Origin of the sequence: Anabaena sp. PCC 7108, from assembly GCF_000332135.1 — a bacterium.
In the GTDB taxonomy this organism is placed as follows: Bacteria; Cyanobacteriota; Cyanobacteriia; order Cyanobacteriales; family Nostocaceae; genus Anabaena.
Genome location: NZ_KB235896.1, coordinates 1,657,864 through 1,672,607, shown reverse-complemented (window position 1 = coordinate 1,672,607; position 14,744 = coordinate 1,657,864). Strand labels below are relative to the sequence as shown.

Below are 14,744 nucleotides of genomic sequence, written 5' to 3'. Positions count from 1 at the left end.
ATGTTCCCTGGCTAGGCTGGGGAAATATACTATAAAACGAGTTTGGTATTATAGTAAAGTGAGTATTTGCTTGTCAAGATAGTTTTTCCAATTCAAAAAGAATTTTTTTATGCTTAACGGTCCTTTGCATGAACAACCTCGCAACCAACGAGCTACTGTAATTCGTACAAGTAATGAATTTGTGCTTTTGGAATGGCTAAAATCCACTGGACGCTTAATAGCGCGTGAACCAGTAGAATCAGATCAGCTTAATGCGGTAGAAGAAATTTCTGAGATCATAGACCTCGATGATATCCCCTATGATCATGATGATGATGAGGCAGAAATTGATTTAGAAGATTAGTACTATAGCAGGTGACAGGTGACAGGTGACAGGTGACAGGTGACAGGTGACAGTCTGAAGAGTCTTTTGGTGTCTAGGTTTTATAATCAGTTGGTGTCCTAACCGCCCTGTCCGTTGCTATACAAGACAGAAGCCACAAGACAGCTAGTAATATCATGTCCGGTTGAATACTTATCATTTAGACTGACGCGGAGACGCGGAGAGTTTTCTTGGTAACTGATTAGACGGACATGATATAAGTTTAAGTATATGGTGATTTCTGCCCATATGAGAAATTTTACTGAAATTTGCTCTCATATATTCCTGCGGAGACATTGCTAAATACTTAAGCTCCTATGTAAAGAAATAGCAAAACTATATCTTTAGATGTATATTTTTATGTTTATGTCTATCCTATCCCCCTGGAAGGGATAATAATTAATGAGTATAGGGAATTATACAGTTATGTCAAGATCGGCTAATTGCTTATCAAAAAAACTCACCGCGTCACCGCGTTTGTCTTAATGATAAGTATTTAAAAGGCTTGATGTGATTCCTGTTTACACTCTCTGCATTCTGGTTATATTGAGGATTTAATTGTGGTTGCAACCCCCGAAAAACTGCAACATACTCACGAGCATCTACCTAACCAAGACCGCGTAGCAGTATTGCTCATGGGTTATGGCGAAGTCGAAAGCTACGAAGATTTTGCCAATTATAACGAACAAGCTTTAAATCTACTGACTGCGAAATTCGCACCTGTTCCTACTTGGATTTATCCCCCTTTAGCAAAGCTTCTAGCTTTATTTGACCGTCATGAATGGGGACACACACACCACGATTTTATCTCCCCACACAATGCCATCTTTGAAAAGCAAAGGGCTGGTATTGAACACGAATTACAACACAAATGGGGTGGTGGTGTTCAAGTTTTCAAAGCTTTTAACTTTTGCGCTCCTTTTTTGCCAAATCAAGTTTTAGCAGAAATTAAAAATCAAGGCTTTAGCAAAATCTTGATTTATCCACTTTTGGTTGTAGATTCCATTTTCACCAGTGGTATTGCTATTGAGCAAGTTAATAATGCTCTTGTAGAATTAGCTGATGGTGAAGAACATTGGGTTAAGGCTATGCGCTATATTCCTTCGTTCTACAATGAACCAGGATATATCAAATTGATGGCGCAGTTGGTGGAAGAAAAAATTAATGCTGACGTAGCCGCAGCTTATTTACCTTCCCAAATCGGTATTGTGCTGATGAATCACGGTTGTCCCCACAAAGCCAAGGGATTTACTTCGGGAATTGATGAAAGTCAAGCGCTTTACGAATTAGTCAGAAATGAGTTAATTAACCGTTATCCTTTAATTTCTGTGGGTTGGCTCAACCACGATACACCCCTAATTGAATGGACACAGCCAACTGCTACCCAAGCTGCTAAAAACCTAATTCAATTGGGTGCAAAAGTGATAGTCTTTATGCCTATTGGTTTTGCAACAGAAAACCATGAAACTCTTTTGGATGTTCACCACATTATCCATGATTTAGAGAAACAGCATTCTGATGTTGATTATTTACAAATGGCTTGTGTAAATGACAATCCGCAATTCTTAGATATTGCTGCTGAATGGGCAAATGCTCATATTGCAGAATTAATGCAAGCTGAAGAAATGGTAGTTAATCGGGAGTTAGCGATAACTCACCATCATCATCACCATTAGGTTATAGGTGACAGGGGAAGCAGAGGAGAAAAAATAATTATGAATTACCTTCTGCTTCCTACCTGAAGTTTGGGTGTTAATCTGGAACTAATACCAACTCTATGCTGTATGAAATTCGGAAATAGCAGACGATTTTTGTAAAAAACTTTTGACTTCGACTGCAATTTTTTGTCCTTCCCGTTCTGCGGCTATCAGCTTTTCTGCGGCCAAATCAATAGAAAGATTAACTCCTCCTACACTAATTGTAAGTGGGTCATTAGTAACTTACCAACCATCTTTTTGTAAAGCTGTTTTGACAACTTCGTGAAAAATATCTTTAGCAGACATACATATCTATTATTATATTGCTCATTCTATAATTAGATTACCAGGAAGCGATACCTTCGGTCAGCTTCGCGATCGCACTTCCTCCCAAACCCAAACAGCGATACCTTCGGTCAGCTTCGCTATTGCATTTACTTATGATTTTGTGCCTTCCAATAATTTGTTAGACTTCAGTTTTGGTTGTAGTGTAACAACCTTATGTCTGCTTGAGTTTTGCTTTTTTTGCAAGTCCAAAAATATTGCACGCAAATCATAGTTAAAGGACTTAGCGTAGGCTTCTCGAATGTGATGAATTTCTTCTACAATTTCATCTTCCCACATAATTTATCGCTCCATTAATTCGTAAGGTGTACAAATAGTTGGCATTTCATAGCCAAAGTCTAAACTAACTTGAGCCAATTTTTTCTGAATTTGTGCGTTAGCAATATGTTTACAATTCCATGTTAACAGATAATCTATACCGTGAATTGTAGCTAGTGCAATATGTATTGCATCTGTGGCAGCTTTAGAAGGTAGGTTACTTTTATGAATAAATTGTTCTGCAAGAGTTATAACAGTTTCGTTTATTGATAAAAGTTCAAAGTTTTCCAGCAATTCTAAACGTTTATTAGCTATTTCTGAATCTCCTATTGCAAAACAGTGATCGCTTATCTATAGTGTATAGTTAAAGTAATAACATCAGCTAAATTGGCTCATGGTAAAAATTATGTTGCAAGCAATTGAAGGAATTTACAAAGATGGTAAAGTAGAACTTAAAGAATTACCATCTGATATTTCAGAAAGTCTGGTTATTGTCACTTTTTTAAAATCGCAAAAAAATCAGCAGAAAAATCAAATGATGAAGTTTGGTATGTTTTCTGGTAATAACCAGTCAACAGAAGCAGATTTTGAAATTGCTGAATTTCATGGGGATAGTGAGGACAGTTTAGACTGGTCATAATAAATTATGAAATATGTCCTAGATACTCATGCTTTAATCTGGTTTCTTGAAGGTAATTTAAAGTTAGGTGCAAATGCTAAAGTTATCCTTTGTGATCCTAATTCACAGTTAGTTATTCCTGCGACTACTTTAGCTGAAGCTGTTTGGATTGTAGAAAGAGGTAGAACATCTATTCCTGCTCCTAAAGATGTAATTTTAGCAGTAGAAGCTGATCCTCGTGTGGTAATTTATCCCCTTGATCAAGATGTAATTGAAATGACTATGAGTTTATCTGCTATTAATGAAATGCACGATAGACAAATTGCGGCAACTGCGTTAGCTTTAGCCAGTCAAGGTGAAATTGTGCAGTTATTGACGTGCGACCAAAATATAACTGCGTCGGGTTTAGTTGCTATTGTTTGGTAGTTTATAACAGCGATTCCTACGGATCACTACCTCTTCGAGTCCCGTCAGGGATACGCTATTGCACCTCTCCACATCCCCAAACAGCGAACTGACAAGTCAGCCCTTGCGCTATCGCACTCCCACACATCCTAAAAGCGATTCCTATGGAGCGCTTCGCTATCGCACCCCCAACATCCCCAAACAGTGATACCTACGGTAAACTACCGATAACACTGTTAAAGTATAAAATTATGGTTATAATTATGATATCAACTTATTTAATTTCTTGTAATTTATAAATTTGCGTTATAATTTTGATTGGAATCCAGCAAAAGAAAAACAGAATATTCGTAAACATCAAATCAATTTTCGTTTAGCATCAACTGTTTTTCGTGATCAATATCAGTTAAGTTTATATGATGAAGAACATAGTGATTATGAAGACAGATGGATTACTATAGGTTTAGATGAAACGGGTATTTTAAGGGTTGTTATTCATACTTTTGAACAAACAGATGAAGACTCGTGTTTGATTCGTATTATTTCAGCACGGAAAGCAACTTTTAATGAACAGCAGTATTATCAAGGAAGAAAGCTATGAAAGCAGAATATGATTTTTCACAAGCTGAACAAGGTAAATTTTATCATCCTGATGCAACTTTTCATTATCCTATTTACCTTGAACCAGATGTTGATAATTTTTTCAAAAAAATCGCTCAAGAGAAAAATATTGATGCGCAAATTTTAGTTAATGAATGGTTGAGAAATAATATTAAATTAATTGAAAGTATTCAGTAACAGCGATCGCACCTCCACACCCCCAAAAAGCGATCGCACTCCCAACATCCCCAAAAGCGATCGCATCCCCACATCCCCAAACAGCGATCGCACACCCTCCAAACCCCAAACAGCGATCGCATTCCCACATCCCCAAACAGCGATCGCATCTCCACACCCCAAAAACAACGATCGCTCATCCCCCACATTCTCAACAAGCGATCGCACCCCATACATCCCCCAACAACTGATCGCACTCCCAACATCCCAAAACAGCGATCGCACAAATAAGTTGTAGAAGGTTTAAAAAATTGATATAATGTTAATGAAAATTGTTTAATTGTTGTAGAAAAACTATGTCTCAAGCAATTAATAAACCTATAATTCAAGAAAATACACTGTTAGAGAAATTTAGAAATCTAACTATTGAACAGCAACAAACTATCTTAGATTTTGTGGAATTTATGCACAGTAAAAAACCAAAATCACAAGACAATCAAGAAGTTTCAGCTTATGATTTAGCTAAAGAATGGGCTGGATCTGTAGAAAGTGGTATTGGTGATTTATCTACTAATAAAAGATATCTTCAAGGATTTGGTAAATAATGAAATCAGAAATTATTATAGATACTTCTCCTTTAGTTGCTTTTATTGATAAAAGTGATAATTTTCATGAATGGACAGTAGAAAAATGGAAAAATTCACGCCCTCCTTTATTTACTTGTGAATCGGTTATTGCGGAATCTTGTTTTTTATTACAAAATGTTCATGGAGGAGAAAGTGCTATTTTATCTTTATTGGAAGCAGAAGTAATTAAAATACCTTTTAATTTAAGTGAAGAAGTAACAGTAATTAAGCAATTAATGAAACAATATCAATTTCCATGTCTTTAGCTGATGCTTGTTTAGTAAGAATGAGTGAATTAATTAGAGGAAGTAGTATTTTCACTTTAGATAGTGATTTTAGGATTTATCGTCAATATAAAAATCAGGTTATTCCTGTTATTATGCCTGAATAACATCATTAATTGCACCAGCATCTCCTACTATATCTTCTAACAGTGATCGCACCTCCCCACATTCTCAAACAGCGATCGCACTCCAAACATCTCCAAAACAGCGAACTGACAAGTCAGCGCTTACGCTATCGCATACCCAACATCCTCAAACGCGATCGCACTCCCCACATCCCCCAAACAGCGATCCACACAGCAGTTATTTTCACTAAAATATACTTTCTTATTTTTAAAATAGGCTAAGAATATCTTATAATATAGACTATTGATATTTTAAGGAGTCAATATTAATGCAAGTTATTATAACCAATATGACAATATCAGAATATTGTCAACAAATGAAAGAGAAAAAAATTATAGTCAATCATAATTATCAAAGATCAGGAAAAATTTGGCCTCCAGCAGCTAAGTCTTATTTTATTGACACTTTGATTTTAGGTTTCCCTATTCCTAAACTATATATATACCAAGTAACGGATTTAAAAACTAGAAAAACAACTAAAGAAATTGTAGATGGACAACAAAGAAGCACTACTATATTATCATTTTATAATGATGAATTTAAAATATCCGGCAATAGCCAGTTTAGAGGTCGTAAGTTTTCACAATTAGAAGAAGAAGATCAAAGCAAATTCCTAAACTATCAATTAGGTATAGATAGTTTTGTTAATGCTACTCCCGACGAGATCAGACAGACTTTTAAACGCATGAATTCTTATACTGTTCCTTTAAATGCTCAAGAAAAACGATATGCGATATCTCAAGGATCTTTTAAGTGGTTCATAACAGAATTGTCGAATAGATATGCAGAAACACTTAAGAGTATTGGTGTTTTTTCTGAAAAAGAACTAAGTCGAATGGATGATGCAGAATTCTTATCTGATATTATTTCTACACTTTTTTATGGTATAGAAAGATTCTCTAATTCAGGCTTGGATAAATTATATAGAGAATACGAAGATGATTTTCCAAACTCGGTAGAAATTAATCAACAGATAGATAATGCCTTTTATTGGATATTGAAATGGAAAGAAATACATAGAACTGCAATTGTAAAATCTTACAATTTTTATGCCTTGTTATTATCAGTCATACATCATTTGTACCCAAATCCTAAGTTAATGGAAGTCAGAAGTGTTGAAAAAAAACATGGCTTTACAGATGATATTGTACTATTTAATCTGAGTCAATTATCTGAGGTTTTAGAAAATAAGAACTCAATCGAAGATAAAAGCAAATATTCTGATTTTGTTAAAGCAGCTTCGGCAACTACCACCAAAGGACATAGAGAAATAAGGTTTAAATATTTTTGTCAGGCTCTAGAACCACAGATTGTATAATGAGACCACATAAAAACCTGATAAAACTCCAGAAAGCAGCTATTAAAAGATTAACTAGGCTAGAGCAGTTATCAACTAATATTCTATCTATTTCTTCAAACAGGGAGGTTGAAACTCTCTTAACCTATATAACTATAGAAACCTTAAATACGTGGAGTAATTTTTCTCGTTCTTTTTATCTATCTTGTGTATTATCAGCTAAAACAGTGAGTGGTAGAAGAATCACAATTAGTACAACAATAGCTAACTTTAATGATGCAATTGGTTTGGTTATTCCACCAAATAAAAAACGTCATGCTACTCCTAATAATGCTGGAATTTGGCATCGCCGACTTGAACCTACTTGGCACGATCCAACAGTTATCATGGATATATGCAATCAGATTGGGTGTTCAAATATTACTCAAATTCAATCAGGTTTTTCTGGAGGACTAACTGTTTTTAAGAATTTGCCTACTTTCAGAAATTTTTATGCTCATAGAAATCAACAAACTGAATATGCAGCTATGCAAATTGCTTCTCAATACGGTATTTCTAATCTATTAAAACCATCACAAATTTTGCTTTTATTACCATTGAATAGAAGCCAGCCTTTATTAATTGAATGGATAGATGAACTTATATTAACAGTTGAGTATTTATGTTATGAGTAAAGGGTTTTATATTTAAATAATCCAGCATTAATATTCCAAAGTAAGCGCGTTACGATACGTCATATTATGGATACTGACAATCTAATTAAAATATATTTGCTACCCCAATACATTTACCAAATCATCCCCAAATTTAACACAAAACCATTTAAAACATCTTCACCCGAAACCGTAGCAGGAAATTCCAAAACCTCAACCTCCTTACCTGATCTATAAATCTCCACCTGACGAGATTTACGATTAATTAATATACCTAACCGCACACCATTATCTATATATTCCTTCATCTTTTCCTGTGTAGTCTTCAAACTATCACTAGGAGAAAGTAACTCAATTACAAAATCGGGAGAAATAGGAGGAAACTTTTGTTTTTCCTCATTAGTTAAATTATTCCATCTTTGTAACTTTATCCAAGCAGCACTAGGAGAACGAATAGCACCATTTGGTAAAACAAAACCGACATCAGAACCAAAAACTACACCTTGTGATTTGTCATCGTTCCAATTTGCTAATTGAGTAGTTAACCCAGCATTAATATTGCTAGATATGCCACCCAACAAAGGCTTTAATATCAGACTACCATCAGCATTACGTTCAAATTTAATTAATTCCTTGATTTGGCACATTTCAAAGAATTTATCATGAGTTATTTTAATTGATGGAGGTAGATACAAAGTTATATTATCCATATAATAATCTATGCTTTGACTGATTTTTCAGCAGCATTGATTAACATTTCATCCATCCAAGCATTGATACTTTTTCCAGCTTTTTTAGCTGCAATAAAAATTTTTCGATGATGTTCTGGAGTTGTACGAAATGGTAATTTTCCAGAAAAAGGTTTATCAGGTTCTTCTCCTAATTCTTTACAAAAAGCTAGATAGCCATCAATAGAAGTTTCAAATTCTTGACGTGCTTCTTGGACAGTTTTAGCTTTAAAAGTAACAACATCATTAATATCTAGAACACGACCAAAAAGTATTCCTGCTTCTACATCTACTTCAATTGATGCTGTATATCCTTTGTAAGTCAACATAACTTTAATAACCCTAACTCGATTTTGTTGTGGTTGAGGCAATTTTTTTGATTGCCCCAAATCTTCAATATGGATAAATTATAAAATAACTAACTAGTTATGGTTCAATTCCTGCATTTGTCAAAAATTCTCTCACTGATTTAACCGCTCCTTTATCGGTTTCTTTTTCAGGATGTGGTTTATGAAAATAACCTCTAACATCATTTAATTTAACTCCTACTCGTGAACCGCTACCTTGACTAATATAAGCACCTAAAGCTGTAAATAGACTTTCAATATCTTGCCAAATAATGTTTGCTGGTACAGGAGTTGTAAAAATTAATTCTAAAATCTTTTGTTGTTTATTATTGAGATCCATTCATTACTCCCCGGTGATGTTACGACTGGTTCATAAGCCAGCAAAGCTAAAGAAAGTTGCAACCTTTCAATGAAGCTACTGACATCACATATTAAGTTTAAAAGCGTTGAACCTAGCTTTACAGAACGTTCCATTGTTTTGTTAACACCTTTCTTTAACTTGTATTTGGTTACGACCTAATTACCATGATATCACAATATGATGTCATGTCAAGAGATCAACTGAAATAATAATCTCAACACAGTTGGTTACTCTGGGTGATTAATTTGTCATCATAAATACATAAAAAATAGGAACACAGATATCCGTGTCCCTAAACTTGCTACGCGTTATCTAGACTGAGAATGTTTACTCAATTCCCTCAATCCGATTTTCCACCTCCTGATACAACTCCCTCAACCTGTCTAAATTCTCCTCACTTGTTTCCCAATAACCGCGTCCATTCATTTCCAACAAAGTAGAAACAATCTTGCGGAAAGAATGAGGATTGAGATTCATGAGACGCTTTTGCATTTCCTCATCTTTGATGAAAGTCTCATTCGTGTCCTCATAAATCCAATTATCCACAGCACCAGCAGTCGCACTCCAACCAGTTGTATTTACCAACCGTTTAGAAAGTTCCCGCACACCTTCGTAACCGTGAGACAACATCCCCTCATACCATTTGGGATTTAATAACTTCGTCCGCGCATCTAAACGCACAGTTTCTGATAAAGTTCTGACCTGTGCATTCGCTGTAGTTGTATCTGCAATGTAAGAAGATGGTTTCTTACCATCCGCACGCAGACTTGCTACTAACTTAGTCGGATCTGAGTCAAAATAGTGGGAAACATCAGTTAAACTGATTTCCGAAGAATCCAGATTTTGGAAAGTTGCATCAGCAGTTTTCAAAGTAGTTTCAAAAATCTCCCGTGACTCATCCATAACCCCAGGATTATCAGAATTGAAAGAGAAAGATTTGCGCTTCAAATACATTTCCTGTAACTCAGCTTCACTATCCCAAGTGCTATTCTCAACTGCAAGGTTAATATTAGAAGAATAAGAACCAGAAGCATTAGAGAAAACGCGAGTTGCAGCTTGACGCAGATTTATGCCCATGTCCTCAGCTTGTTTCAAAGCGTGCTTGCGGACAAAGTTCATTTCCAAAGGTTCATCAGCTTCAGCAGCCATTTTCACACCTTGGTCAAGCAAATTCATTTGGTTAATGAACAAGTCGCGGAATACACCAGAACAGTTAATTACAACGTCAATTCTGGGACGACCCAACTCTTCTAAAGGTATCAATTCCAACTTGTTCACCCGTCCCAAAGCATCGGGAACTGGACGCACACCAATCATCCACATAATTTGGGCGAGGGATTCACCGTAGGTTTTGATGTTATCTGTACCCCAGAGGACACAGGCGATGGTTTCTGGCCAGTTACCTTCATTTTCTGACTTGTTCCGTTCTAACAACCTATCAACGACGATTTTCGCAGATTGGACGGCGGCGGAAGTGGGGATAGATTGGGGGTCAAGGGCGTGAATATTTTTACCCGTGGGTAATACGTCAGGATTACGGATTGGATCACCACCGGGGCCAGGTAGGATGTATTCACCGGCTAAACCTTGGAGAAGTCCACCGAGTTCATTATCTGCACAAACTTGTTTTAAGCAGAATTCCAAATATTCAAACAGGGGTTTCAATGCAGAGGTGTCAACTTTGGGATAACCTGATTGATGCAAAGATTCTACCCAAGGTTCTTTTTTACCCATGTTGAAGAAATTCAACTTGGAAACGAGGGAAACTCTACCTTCTGCGTCAATTTGTTCTTGGACTAAAGCTGTGACAGCCGCACGGGTAGCTAGGGTGATATCTTGGAGTAGTTGGACATCCTCCAAAATCCCCGCATCGTTGTTTTTGTAGATATCTTCAATGTTGCGTCCCAGACTATTAGCGATAATTCCGGGTAAACCTTGCAGTTCTTCCTCTTGCCGATCTAAACTAGCAATGTTGACCAAAGTTGCGATCGCTTCTTCGGCAGTTGGAGGTTTACCAATTACGTGCAGTCCACAAGGTAACAACCGCGATTCAATTTCCATCAACCGACGATAAACGCTACCAACGATATTATCCCGTTCTTCCGAGGACATATCCTTAGAATCGGTTTCTGGTAACTCAATATCCTTGTCTAAGTTGACAATGCGGCATTTATCCATGATGGAATTGACAATAGAAACACCGCGTCCTGTATCTTTCAACGTTTGGTAAGAAGCAATTAACTCGCTGAGTTCCTTCAAACCTTTGTATAAACCAGCATTTTCCGCAGGTGGTGTTAGGTAAGAAATTGTTTCCGCGTAACTGCGACGTTTAGCAATTGTGGCTTCACTGGGGTTATTGGCTGCGTAATAATACAGATTAGGAATTGAGCCAATTAGTTGATCTGGGTAACAATCACCGGACATCCCCATCTGCTTACCAGGCATGAATTCCAAAGAGCCATGTGTACCAAAGTGTAACACAGCATCCGCGCCCCAAATCCGTTCTAGATAGGTGTAGTAAGCTGCAAAGCCGTGGTGCGGACTTGCGGAACGGGAGAATAACAACCGCATGGGGTCGCCTTCATAACCAAATGTTGGCTGGACTCCAATGAATACATTACCAAATTGTTTCCCGTAAATCAACAGATTTTGTCCGTCGCTGTTGAGGTTTCCGGGTGGTGGTCCCCAGTTTTCTTCTAAGCGTTGGGAGTAGGGTGTCAGTGCTTCATATTCTGGCACAGACATTTTGTAAGCAACGTTGAGTTCGGGACTGTTGTATTGTGCTTGTGCGTCGTGGATGACTTGTTCTAGCAACTCTTGGGGAGTTTCGGGAATGTCCTGCACGTCGTAACCGTTGTTTCTCAGTCCTTTCATGACTTCATGGATTGAACCGAATACGTCTAAATATGCGGCTGTTCCCACGTTACCTTTGTCGGGAGGGAAGCTAAAAACGGTGATGGCGACTTTTTTGATTAATTTGGGTTTGCTGCGGAGGTTTGCCCATTTTAATGCTCTTTGTGCCACTATTTCCACTCGATCTTGGAGGGCGATCGCTTTCCCTGTTGCCCCATCTTTACCTGATAAGATAATCGGCTCAATTGCCCCGTCAAGTTCAGGTATAGCAATCTGTAAAGCCACTTGAATGGGATGTAACCCCAAATCGCTATCTAGCCATTCTTCGGTGGTTTGGAAGACCAACGGCAACGCCACCATGTAGGGACGATTTAACCGTTTTAGTGCCTCAATAGCTTTCGGATGGTCTTGTCTAGCTGGTCCACCCACCAAAGCGAAACCAGTTAAAGAAACTACCGCATCTACCAATTGTAATTTAGTTGTAGGTTCATAGAAATAAGCTTCTATGGGTTTAGAGAAATCCAAACCACCAGCAAACACAGGCAGAACTTTTGCACCTAATGATTCTAATTCCTGGACAATTGCCACATAATGTGCATCATCGCCGGTAACTAGGTGAGTTCTTTGTAAAACCAAGCCTACACATGGTGCAAGAGGATCTTTGAGATTGCGGGAAATATCCCTGCGGACAGAATACCAATTTAAATATTCTCGCACATCTTCAAACATATTTGGCGCTAAAGGATGCCAAATTCCCATATCGGGATAAACAACTGGTGCTTCATACTTAGCAGCGGCAAAGCTTTCTTTTTCTGCGCCTTTCAATACGTATTTGTCAGCCAGCATCAGTAAAAAGTTTTCTAGATTTTCCGCTGAACCACCTAGCCAATACTGAAAACTGAGCATGAAGTTTCTCGCGTCTTGTGCTTTTTCCATGGGGAGGAATTTCAGCACTTGGGGGAGAGTCCGTAATAACTTCAACATTCCGTCTTGGAAACCAGCGCCAGATTTCTCTTTGCGCTTCTTCATGAAGTTAGCGATGACGCTCTTGGATTGTCCTAACTGCGCCAAAGAAAAGCTACCCATTTTATTCAGGCGCATAACTTCGGGCATGGAGGGAAAGACAACCGACACATCTAGGTTATCACGATGGGGTTCAACTGCGGCAACTACTTTTTGTGCTAAGTCTTCAATAAAAATTAGAGAAGCGATGAATATATGAGCATCGGCTATATCGCGTTTCAACTCCTCATAGTTTTCAGAGTTGCGTAGTTCTTCAATCAAGTATCCACTGATTTCAATCGCTACGCTGGGATGATTAGCGTTAATTTCCCGTACCGCTTGTGATAATGCACTTTGGTATTGGGATTCTAGCACGACATAGACAACCTTGATTAACTTACGTCCCCGTAAATCGTCAGGTGCAATATGTCTAATAGTGGACTTGACTTGGGTAAACATTCAAATAAGCTCCTTTCAGGCGTGTTCTCTCGAAGTTCGTCACGGTGAATATGGCCGTTTGCAACTTCAATTATTTTCGGCAATAAGAGTTTTTTATCAGAAAACTCCCATTCTGTGGGGATTTTGCCCTATATCTGACACAAAATGATATAGAAAACAACATATTTATTAATAAATCTTAACAAAGAATGAAGATTCTCTCACCTGTGTTTTAAATTTTGTTTACACAACTAAATGATTAATTAGTTATATAATAACAGACATATTCAGCAAACTGGACAATTTATAGTTTGGGTTGACAGTATAAAACCAGACATTATGACAAAATAAAGCTACAAATTGATAGCTAATAATATAGAATAGGGTATGAGATAGTTAAAATTTTTCCCTAAACATTCAATGAGGATATGACAATGAATGCTTTAACTGTCAATTTGAAATCATTAATAGAAATGACTGATGAGCAGTTTTTTCAACTATGTCAAAACAACCGCGAATTGAGATTTGAAAGAAATGCAAATGGAGAGTTAATAATTATGCCACCAACGGGAGGAGAAACTGGAAATCGTAATGGAAGAATCACTCAACAATTAATGAATTGGACTGATGCTGATGGTACTGGCATCGCTTTTGATTCTTCTACTTGTTTTAAGTTACCAAATGGTGCAGATCGTTCTCCTGATGCTTCTTGGATTAAGTTAGAAAGATGGGATGCTTTAACTGAAGAAGAAAAACAAAAGTTTCCTCCTATTTGTCCTGATTTTGTAATTGAGTTACTTTCTCCTAGTGATAGTTTGAAGACTACACAGGAAAAGATGAATGAATATATAGATAATGGTGTGCGTTTGGGTATATTAATTAATCGGAAATCTCGTCAAGTGGAGATTTATAGACCAGGAAAAGAGGTTGAGGTTTTGGATTCTCCTGCTACGGTTTCGGGGGAAGATGTTTTAAAGGGTTTTGTTTTGAATTTGGGGATGATTTGGTAAATCCTGATAAGAATAACTTGAAACTATACCATCTGCTTCGATAAAAACCCAAAGTAGAAGAGTTTAGTCAAATGACCATGAATAGATAAACTGGCGCACCCTATAGCCAGTAAAGTAAAGCCTCAAGTACGTACTAAGCTTACTTGGGGCTTATTTCAAAAAATTAAAATTGCTGATGAATCCTATGCAAGTTTACCAAAATACAGGAAATCGCTGGTTTTGTGGTCATTGGAATAAATCACCCATTGAAGTAGGTTATTGTCACTATTTTCAAGAAGTCCCTGCTGGTGAAGTTTACCACTCCCATCAAGATTTTTGTGAATATTATGTTGTTTTACAAGGATATGGAACTATCAAGATCGAAGATACGACATTTGCTCTTGAACCAAATACTGTAATGATGATTGAACCAAATGAACGTCATCGTATTCTATCTGTTGACTCTGAGGAAGCATTGATATTTGTGGTTGTCAAAAGCAAATCAGTTCCTAACAATAAGGTTTTGCATAAGGAAGAAGATGCTAAATTTTTGCAAATCCAAACAGTCTAAGCATAAT

The 14,744-nt window shown here is 37.1% G+C and carries 20 protein-coding genes and 1 pseudogene; 13 read left to right on the top strand and 8 right to left on the bottom strand.

Features of this window, described 5'->3' with window-relative positions:
• The first annotated feature begins 109 nt into the window (after window positions 1-109).
• Both ANA7108_RS0108390 and ANA7108_RS0108385 read left to right on the top strand, forming a co-directional pair.
• Window positions 110-343 carry a DUF3134 domain-containing protein gene (locus tag ANA7108_RS0108390; protein ID WP_016950331.1) on the top strand — a complete coding sequence of 78 codons (234 nt, stop codon included), beginning with the start codon at window positions 110-112 and terminating at the stop codon, window positions 341-343.
• 578 nt (window positions 344-921) lie between these two features.
• A complete protein-coding gene (locus ANA7108_RS0108385) occupies window positions 922-2,037 on the top strand; it encodes a ferrochelatase (protein WP_016950330.1) in 1,116 nt (371 codons plus the stop codon).
• A 102-nt stretch (window positions 2,038-2,139) separates the two neighbouring features.
• On the opposite strand, the pseudogene ANA7108_RS27090 reads toward ANA7108_RS0108385, so the two are convergent.
• The 3 genes and pseudogenes from ANA7108_RS27090 to ANA7108_RS27085 form a co-directional block, all read right to left on the bottom strand.
• Window positions 2,140-2,364 (bottom strand): annotated as a pseudogene (locus tag ANA7108_RS27090) (element excision factor XisH family protein); the annotation flags it as partial.
• Window positions 2,365-2,496: 132 nt separating this feature from the next.
• Window positions 2,497-2,682 (bottom strand): hypothetical protein, encoded by a 186-nt coding sequence (locus ANA7108_RS0108375; protein WP_016950328.1) that lies wholly within the window; start codon window positions 2,680-2,682, stop codon window positions 2,497-2,499.
• Window positions 2,683-2,685: 3 nt separating this feature from the next.
• Window positions 2,686-2,955, bottom strand: coding sequence for a hypothetical protein (locus tag ANA7108_RS27085; RefSeq protein WP_016950327.1), 270 nt, complete (start codon window positions 2,953-2,955; stop codon window positions 2,686-2,688).
• A 112-nt stretch (window positions 2,956-3,067) separates the two neighbouring features.
• Between ANA7108_RS27085 and ANA7108_RS0108365 the strand changes: the two genes are divergently transcribed.
• The 4 genes from ANA7108_RS0108365 to ANA7108_RS0108350 all read left to right on the top strand — a co-directional run bounded on the left by ANA7108_RS0108365 (window position 3,068) and on the right by ANA7108_RS0108350 (window position 4,483).
• The gene (locus tag ANA7108_RS0108365) at window positions 3,068-3,301 is read left to right on the top strand and encodes a hypothetical protein (RefSeq protein ID WP_026104058.1); all 234 of its coding nucleotides are present in this window, start codon (window positions 3,068-3,070) and stop codon (window positions 3,299-3,301) included.
• Window positions 3,302-3,307: 6 nt separating this feature from the next.
• Complete coding sequence (locus ANA7108_RS0108360; protein WP_016950325.1) at window positions 3,308-3,706, top strand: type II toxin-antitoxin system VapC family toxin; 399 nt, start codon at window positions 3,308-3,310, stop codon at window positions 3,704-3,706.
• A gap of 280 nt (window positions 3,707-3,986) precedes the next feature.
• Entirely contained in the window at window positions 3,987-4,286 is a 300-nt protein-coding gene (locus ANA7108_RS0108355) for a BrnT family toxin (RefSeq protein ID WP_015212917.1), read from the top strand.
• Complete coding sequence (locus tag ANA7108_RS0108350; protein ID WP_016950324.1) at window positions 4,283-4,483, top strand: hypothetical protein; 201 nt, start codon at window positions 4,283-4,285, stop codon at window positions 4,481-4,483. The genes ANA7108_RS0108355 and ANA7108_RS0108350 overlap by 4 nt, the downstream gene beginning before the upstream one ends.
• Here the strand turns inward: ANA7108_RS0108350 and ANA7108_RS0108345 are convergent.
• Window positions 4,463-4,747, bottom strand: coding sequence for a hypothetical protein (locus tag ANA7108_RS0108345; RefSeq protein WP_144052368.1), 285 nt, complete (start codon window positions 4,745-4,747; stop codon window positions 4,463-4,465). The genes ANA7108_RS0108350 and ANA7108_RS0108345 overlap by 21 nt on opposite strands.
• Before the next feature lie 71 nt (window positions 4,748-4,818).
• Between ANA7108_RS0108345 and ANA7108_RS0108340 the strand changes: the two genes are divergently transcribed.
• From ANA7108_RS0108340 to ANA7108_RS0108325, 5 genes are all read left to right on the top strand, one after another.
• The gene (locus ANA7108_RS0108340; protein WP_016950322.1) at window positions 4,819-5,067 is read left to right on the top strand and encodes a hypothetical protein; all 249 of its coding nucleotides are present in this window, start codon (window positions 4,819-4,821) and stop codon (window positions 5,065-5,067) included.
• Window positions 5,067-5,354, top strand: coding sequence for a type II toxin-antitoxin system VapC family toxin (locus tag ANA7108_RS27080; protein ID WP_237741500.1), 288 nt, complete (start codon window positions 5,067-5,069; stop codon window positions 5,352-5,354). Before ANA7108_RS0108340 ends, ANA7108_RS27080 begins: the two co-directional genes overlap by 1 nt.
• A gap of 134 nt (window positions 5,355-5,488) precedes the next feature.
• Window positions 5,489-5,719, top strand: coding sequence for a hypothetical protein (locus tag ANA7108_RS29550; RefSeq protein WP_237741499.1), 231 nt, complete (start codon window positions 5,489-5,491; stop codon window positions 5,717-5,719).
• A 47-nt stretch (window positions 5,720-5,766) separates the two neighbouring features.
• Entirely contained in the window at window positions 5,767-6,816 is a 1,050-nt protein-coding gene (locus ANA7108_RS28145; RefSeq protein WP_016950321.1) for a DUF262 domain-containing protein, read from the top strand.
• Entirely contained in the window at window positions 6,816-7,469 is a 654-nt protein-coding gene (locus ANA7108_RS0108325; protein ID WP_016950320.1) for a hypothetical protein, read from the top strand. The genes ANA7108_RS28145 and ANA7108_RS0108325 overlap by 1 nt, the downstream gene beginning before the upstream one ends.
• Window positions 7,470-7,582: 113 nt before the next feature.
• Here the strand turns inward: ANA7108_RS0108325 and ANA7108_RS0108320 are convergent, their stop codons facing one another.
• From ANA7108_RS0108320 to ANA7108_RS0108305, 4 genes are all read right to left on the bottom strand, one after another.
• The gene (locus ANA7108_RS0108320; RefSeq protein ID WP_016950319.1) at window positions 7,583-8,158 is read right to left on the bottom strand and encodes a Uma2 family endonuclease; all 576 of its coding nucleotides are present in this window, start codon (window positions 8,156-8,158) and stop codon (window positions 7,583-7,585) included.
• Window positions 8,159-8,166: 8 nt separating this feature from the next.
• Window positions 8,167-8,505 carry a type II toxin-antitoxin system HicB family antitoxin gene (locus ANA7108_RS0108315; RefSeq protein WP_026104057.1) on the bottom strand — a complete coding sequence of 113 codons (339 nt, stop codon included), beginning with the start codon at window positions 8,503-8,505 and terminating at the stop codon, window positions 8,167-8,169.
• 97 nt (window positions 8,506-8,602) lie between these two features.
• Window positions 8,603-8,863, bottom strand: coding sequence for a type II toxin-antitoxin system HicA family toxin (locus ANA7108_RS0108310; RefSeq protein ID WP_016950317.1), 261 nt, complete (start codon window positions 8,861-8,863; stop codon window positions 8,603-8,605).
• Window positions 8,864-9,211: 348 nt separating this feature from the next.
• Window positions 9,212-13,198: a magnesium chelatase subunit H gene (locus ANA7108_RS0108305; protein WP_016950316.1), complete on the bottom strand. Its 3,987-nt coding sequence runs from the start codon at window positions 13,196-13,198 to the stop codon at window positions 9,212-9,214.
• A gap of 413 nt (window positions 13,199-13,611) precedes the next feature.
• Between ANA7108_RS0108305 and ANA7108_RS0108300 the strand changes: the two genes are divergently transcribed.
• Both ANA7108_RS0108300 and ANA7108_RS27070 read left to right on the top strand, forming a co-directional pair.
• A complete protein-coding gene (locus tag ANA7108_RS0108300; protein ID WP_016950315.1) occupies window positions 13,612-14,187 on the top strand; it encodes a Uma2 family endonuclease in 576 nt (191 codons plus the stop codon).
• A 184-nt stretch (window positions 14,188-14,371) separates the two neighbouring features.
• Window positions 14,372-14,737 (top strand): cupin domain-containing protein, encoded by a 366-nt coding sequence (locus ANA7108_RS27070; RefSeq protein WP_016950314.1) that lies wholly within the window; start codon window positions 14,372-14,374, stop codon window positions 14,735-14,737.
• Window positions 14,738-14,744: the final 7 nt, after the last annotated feature.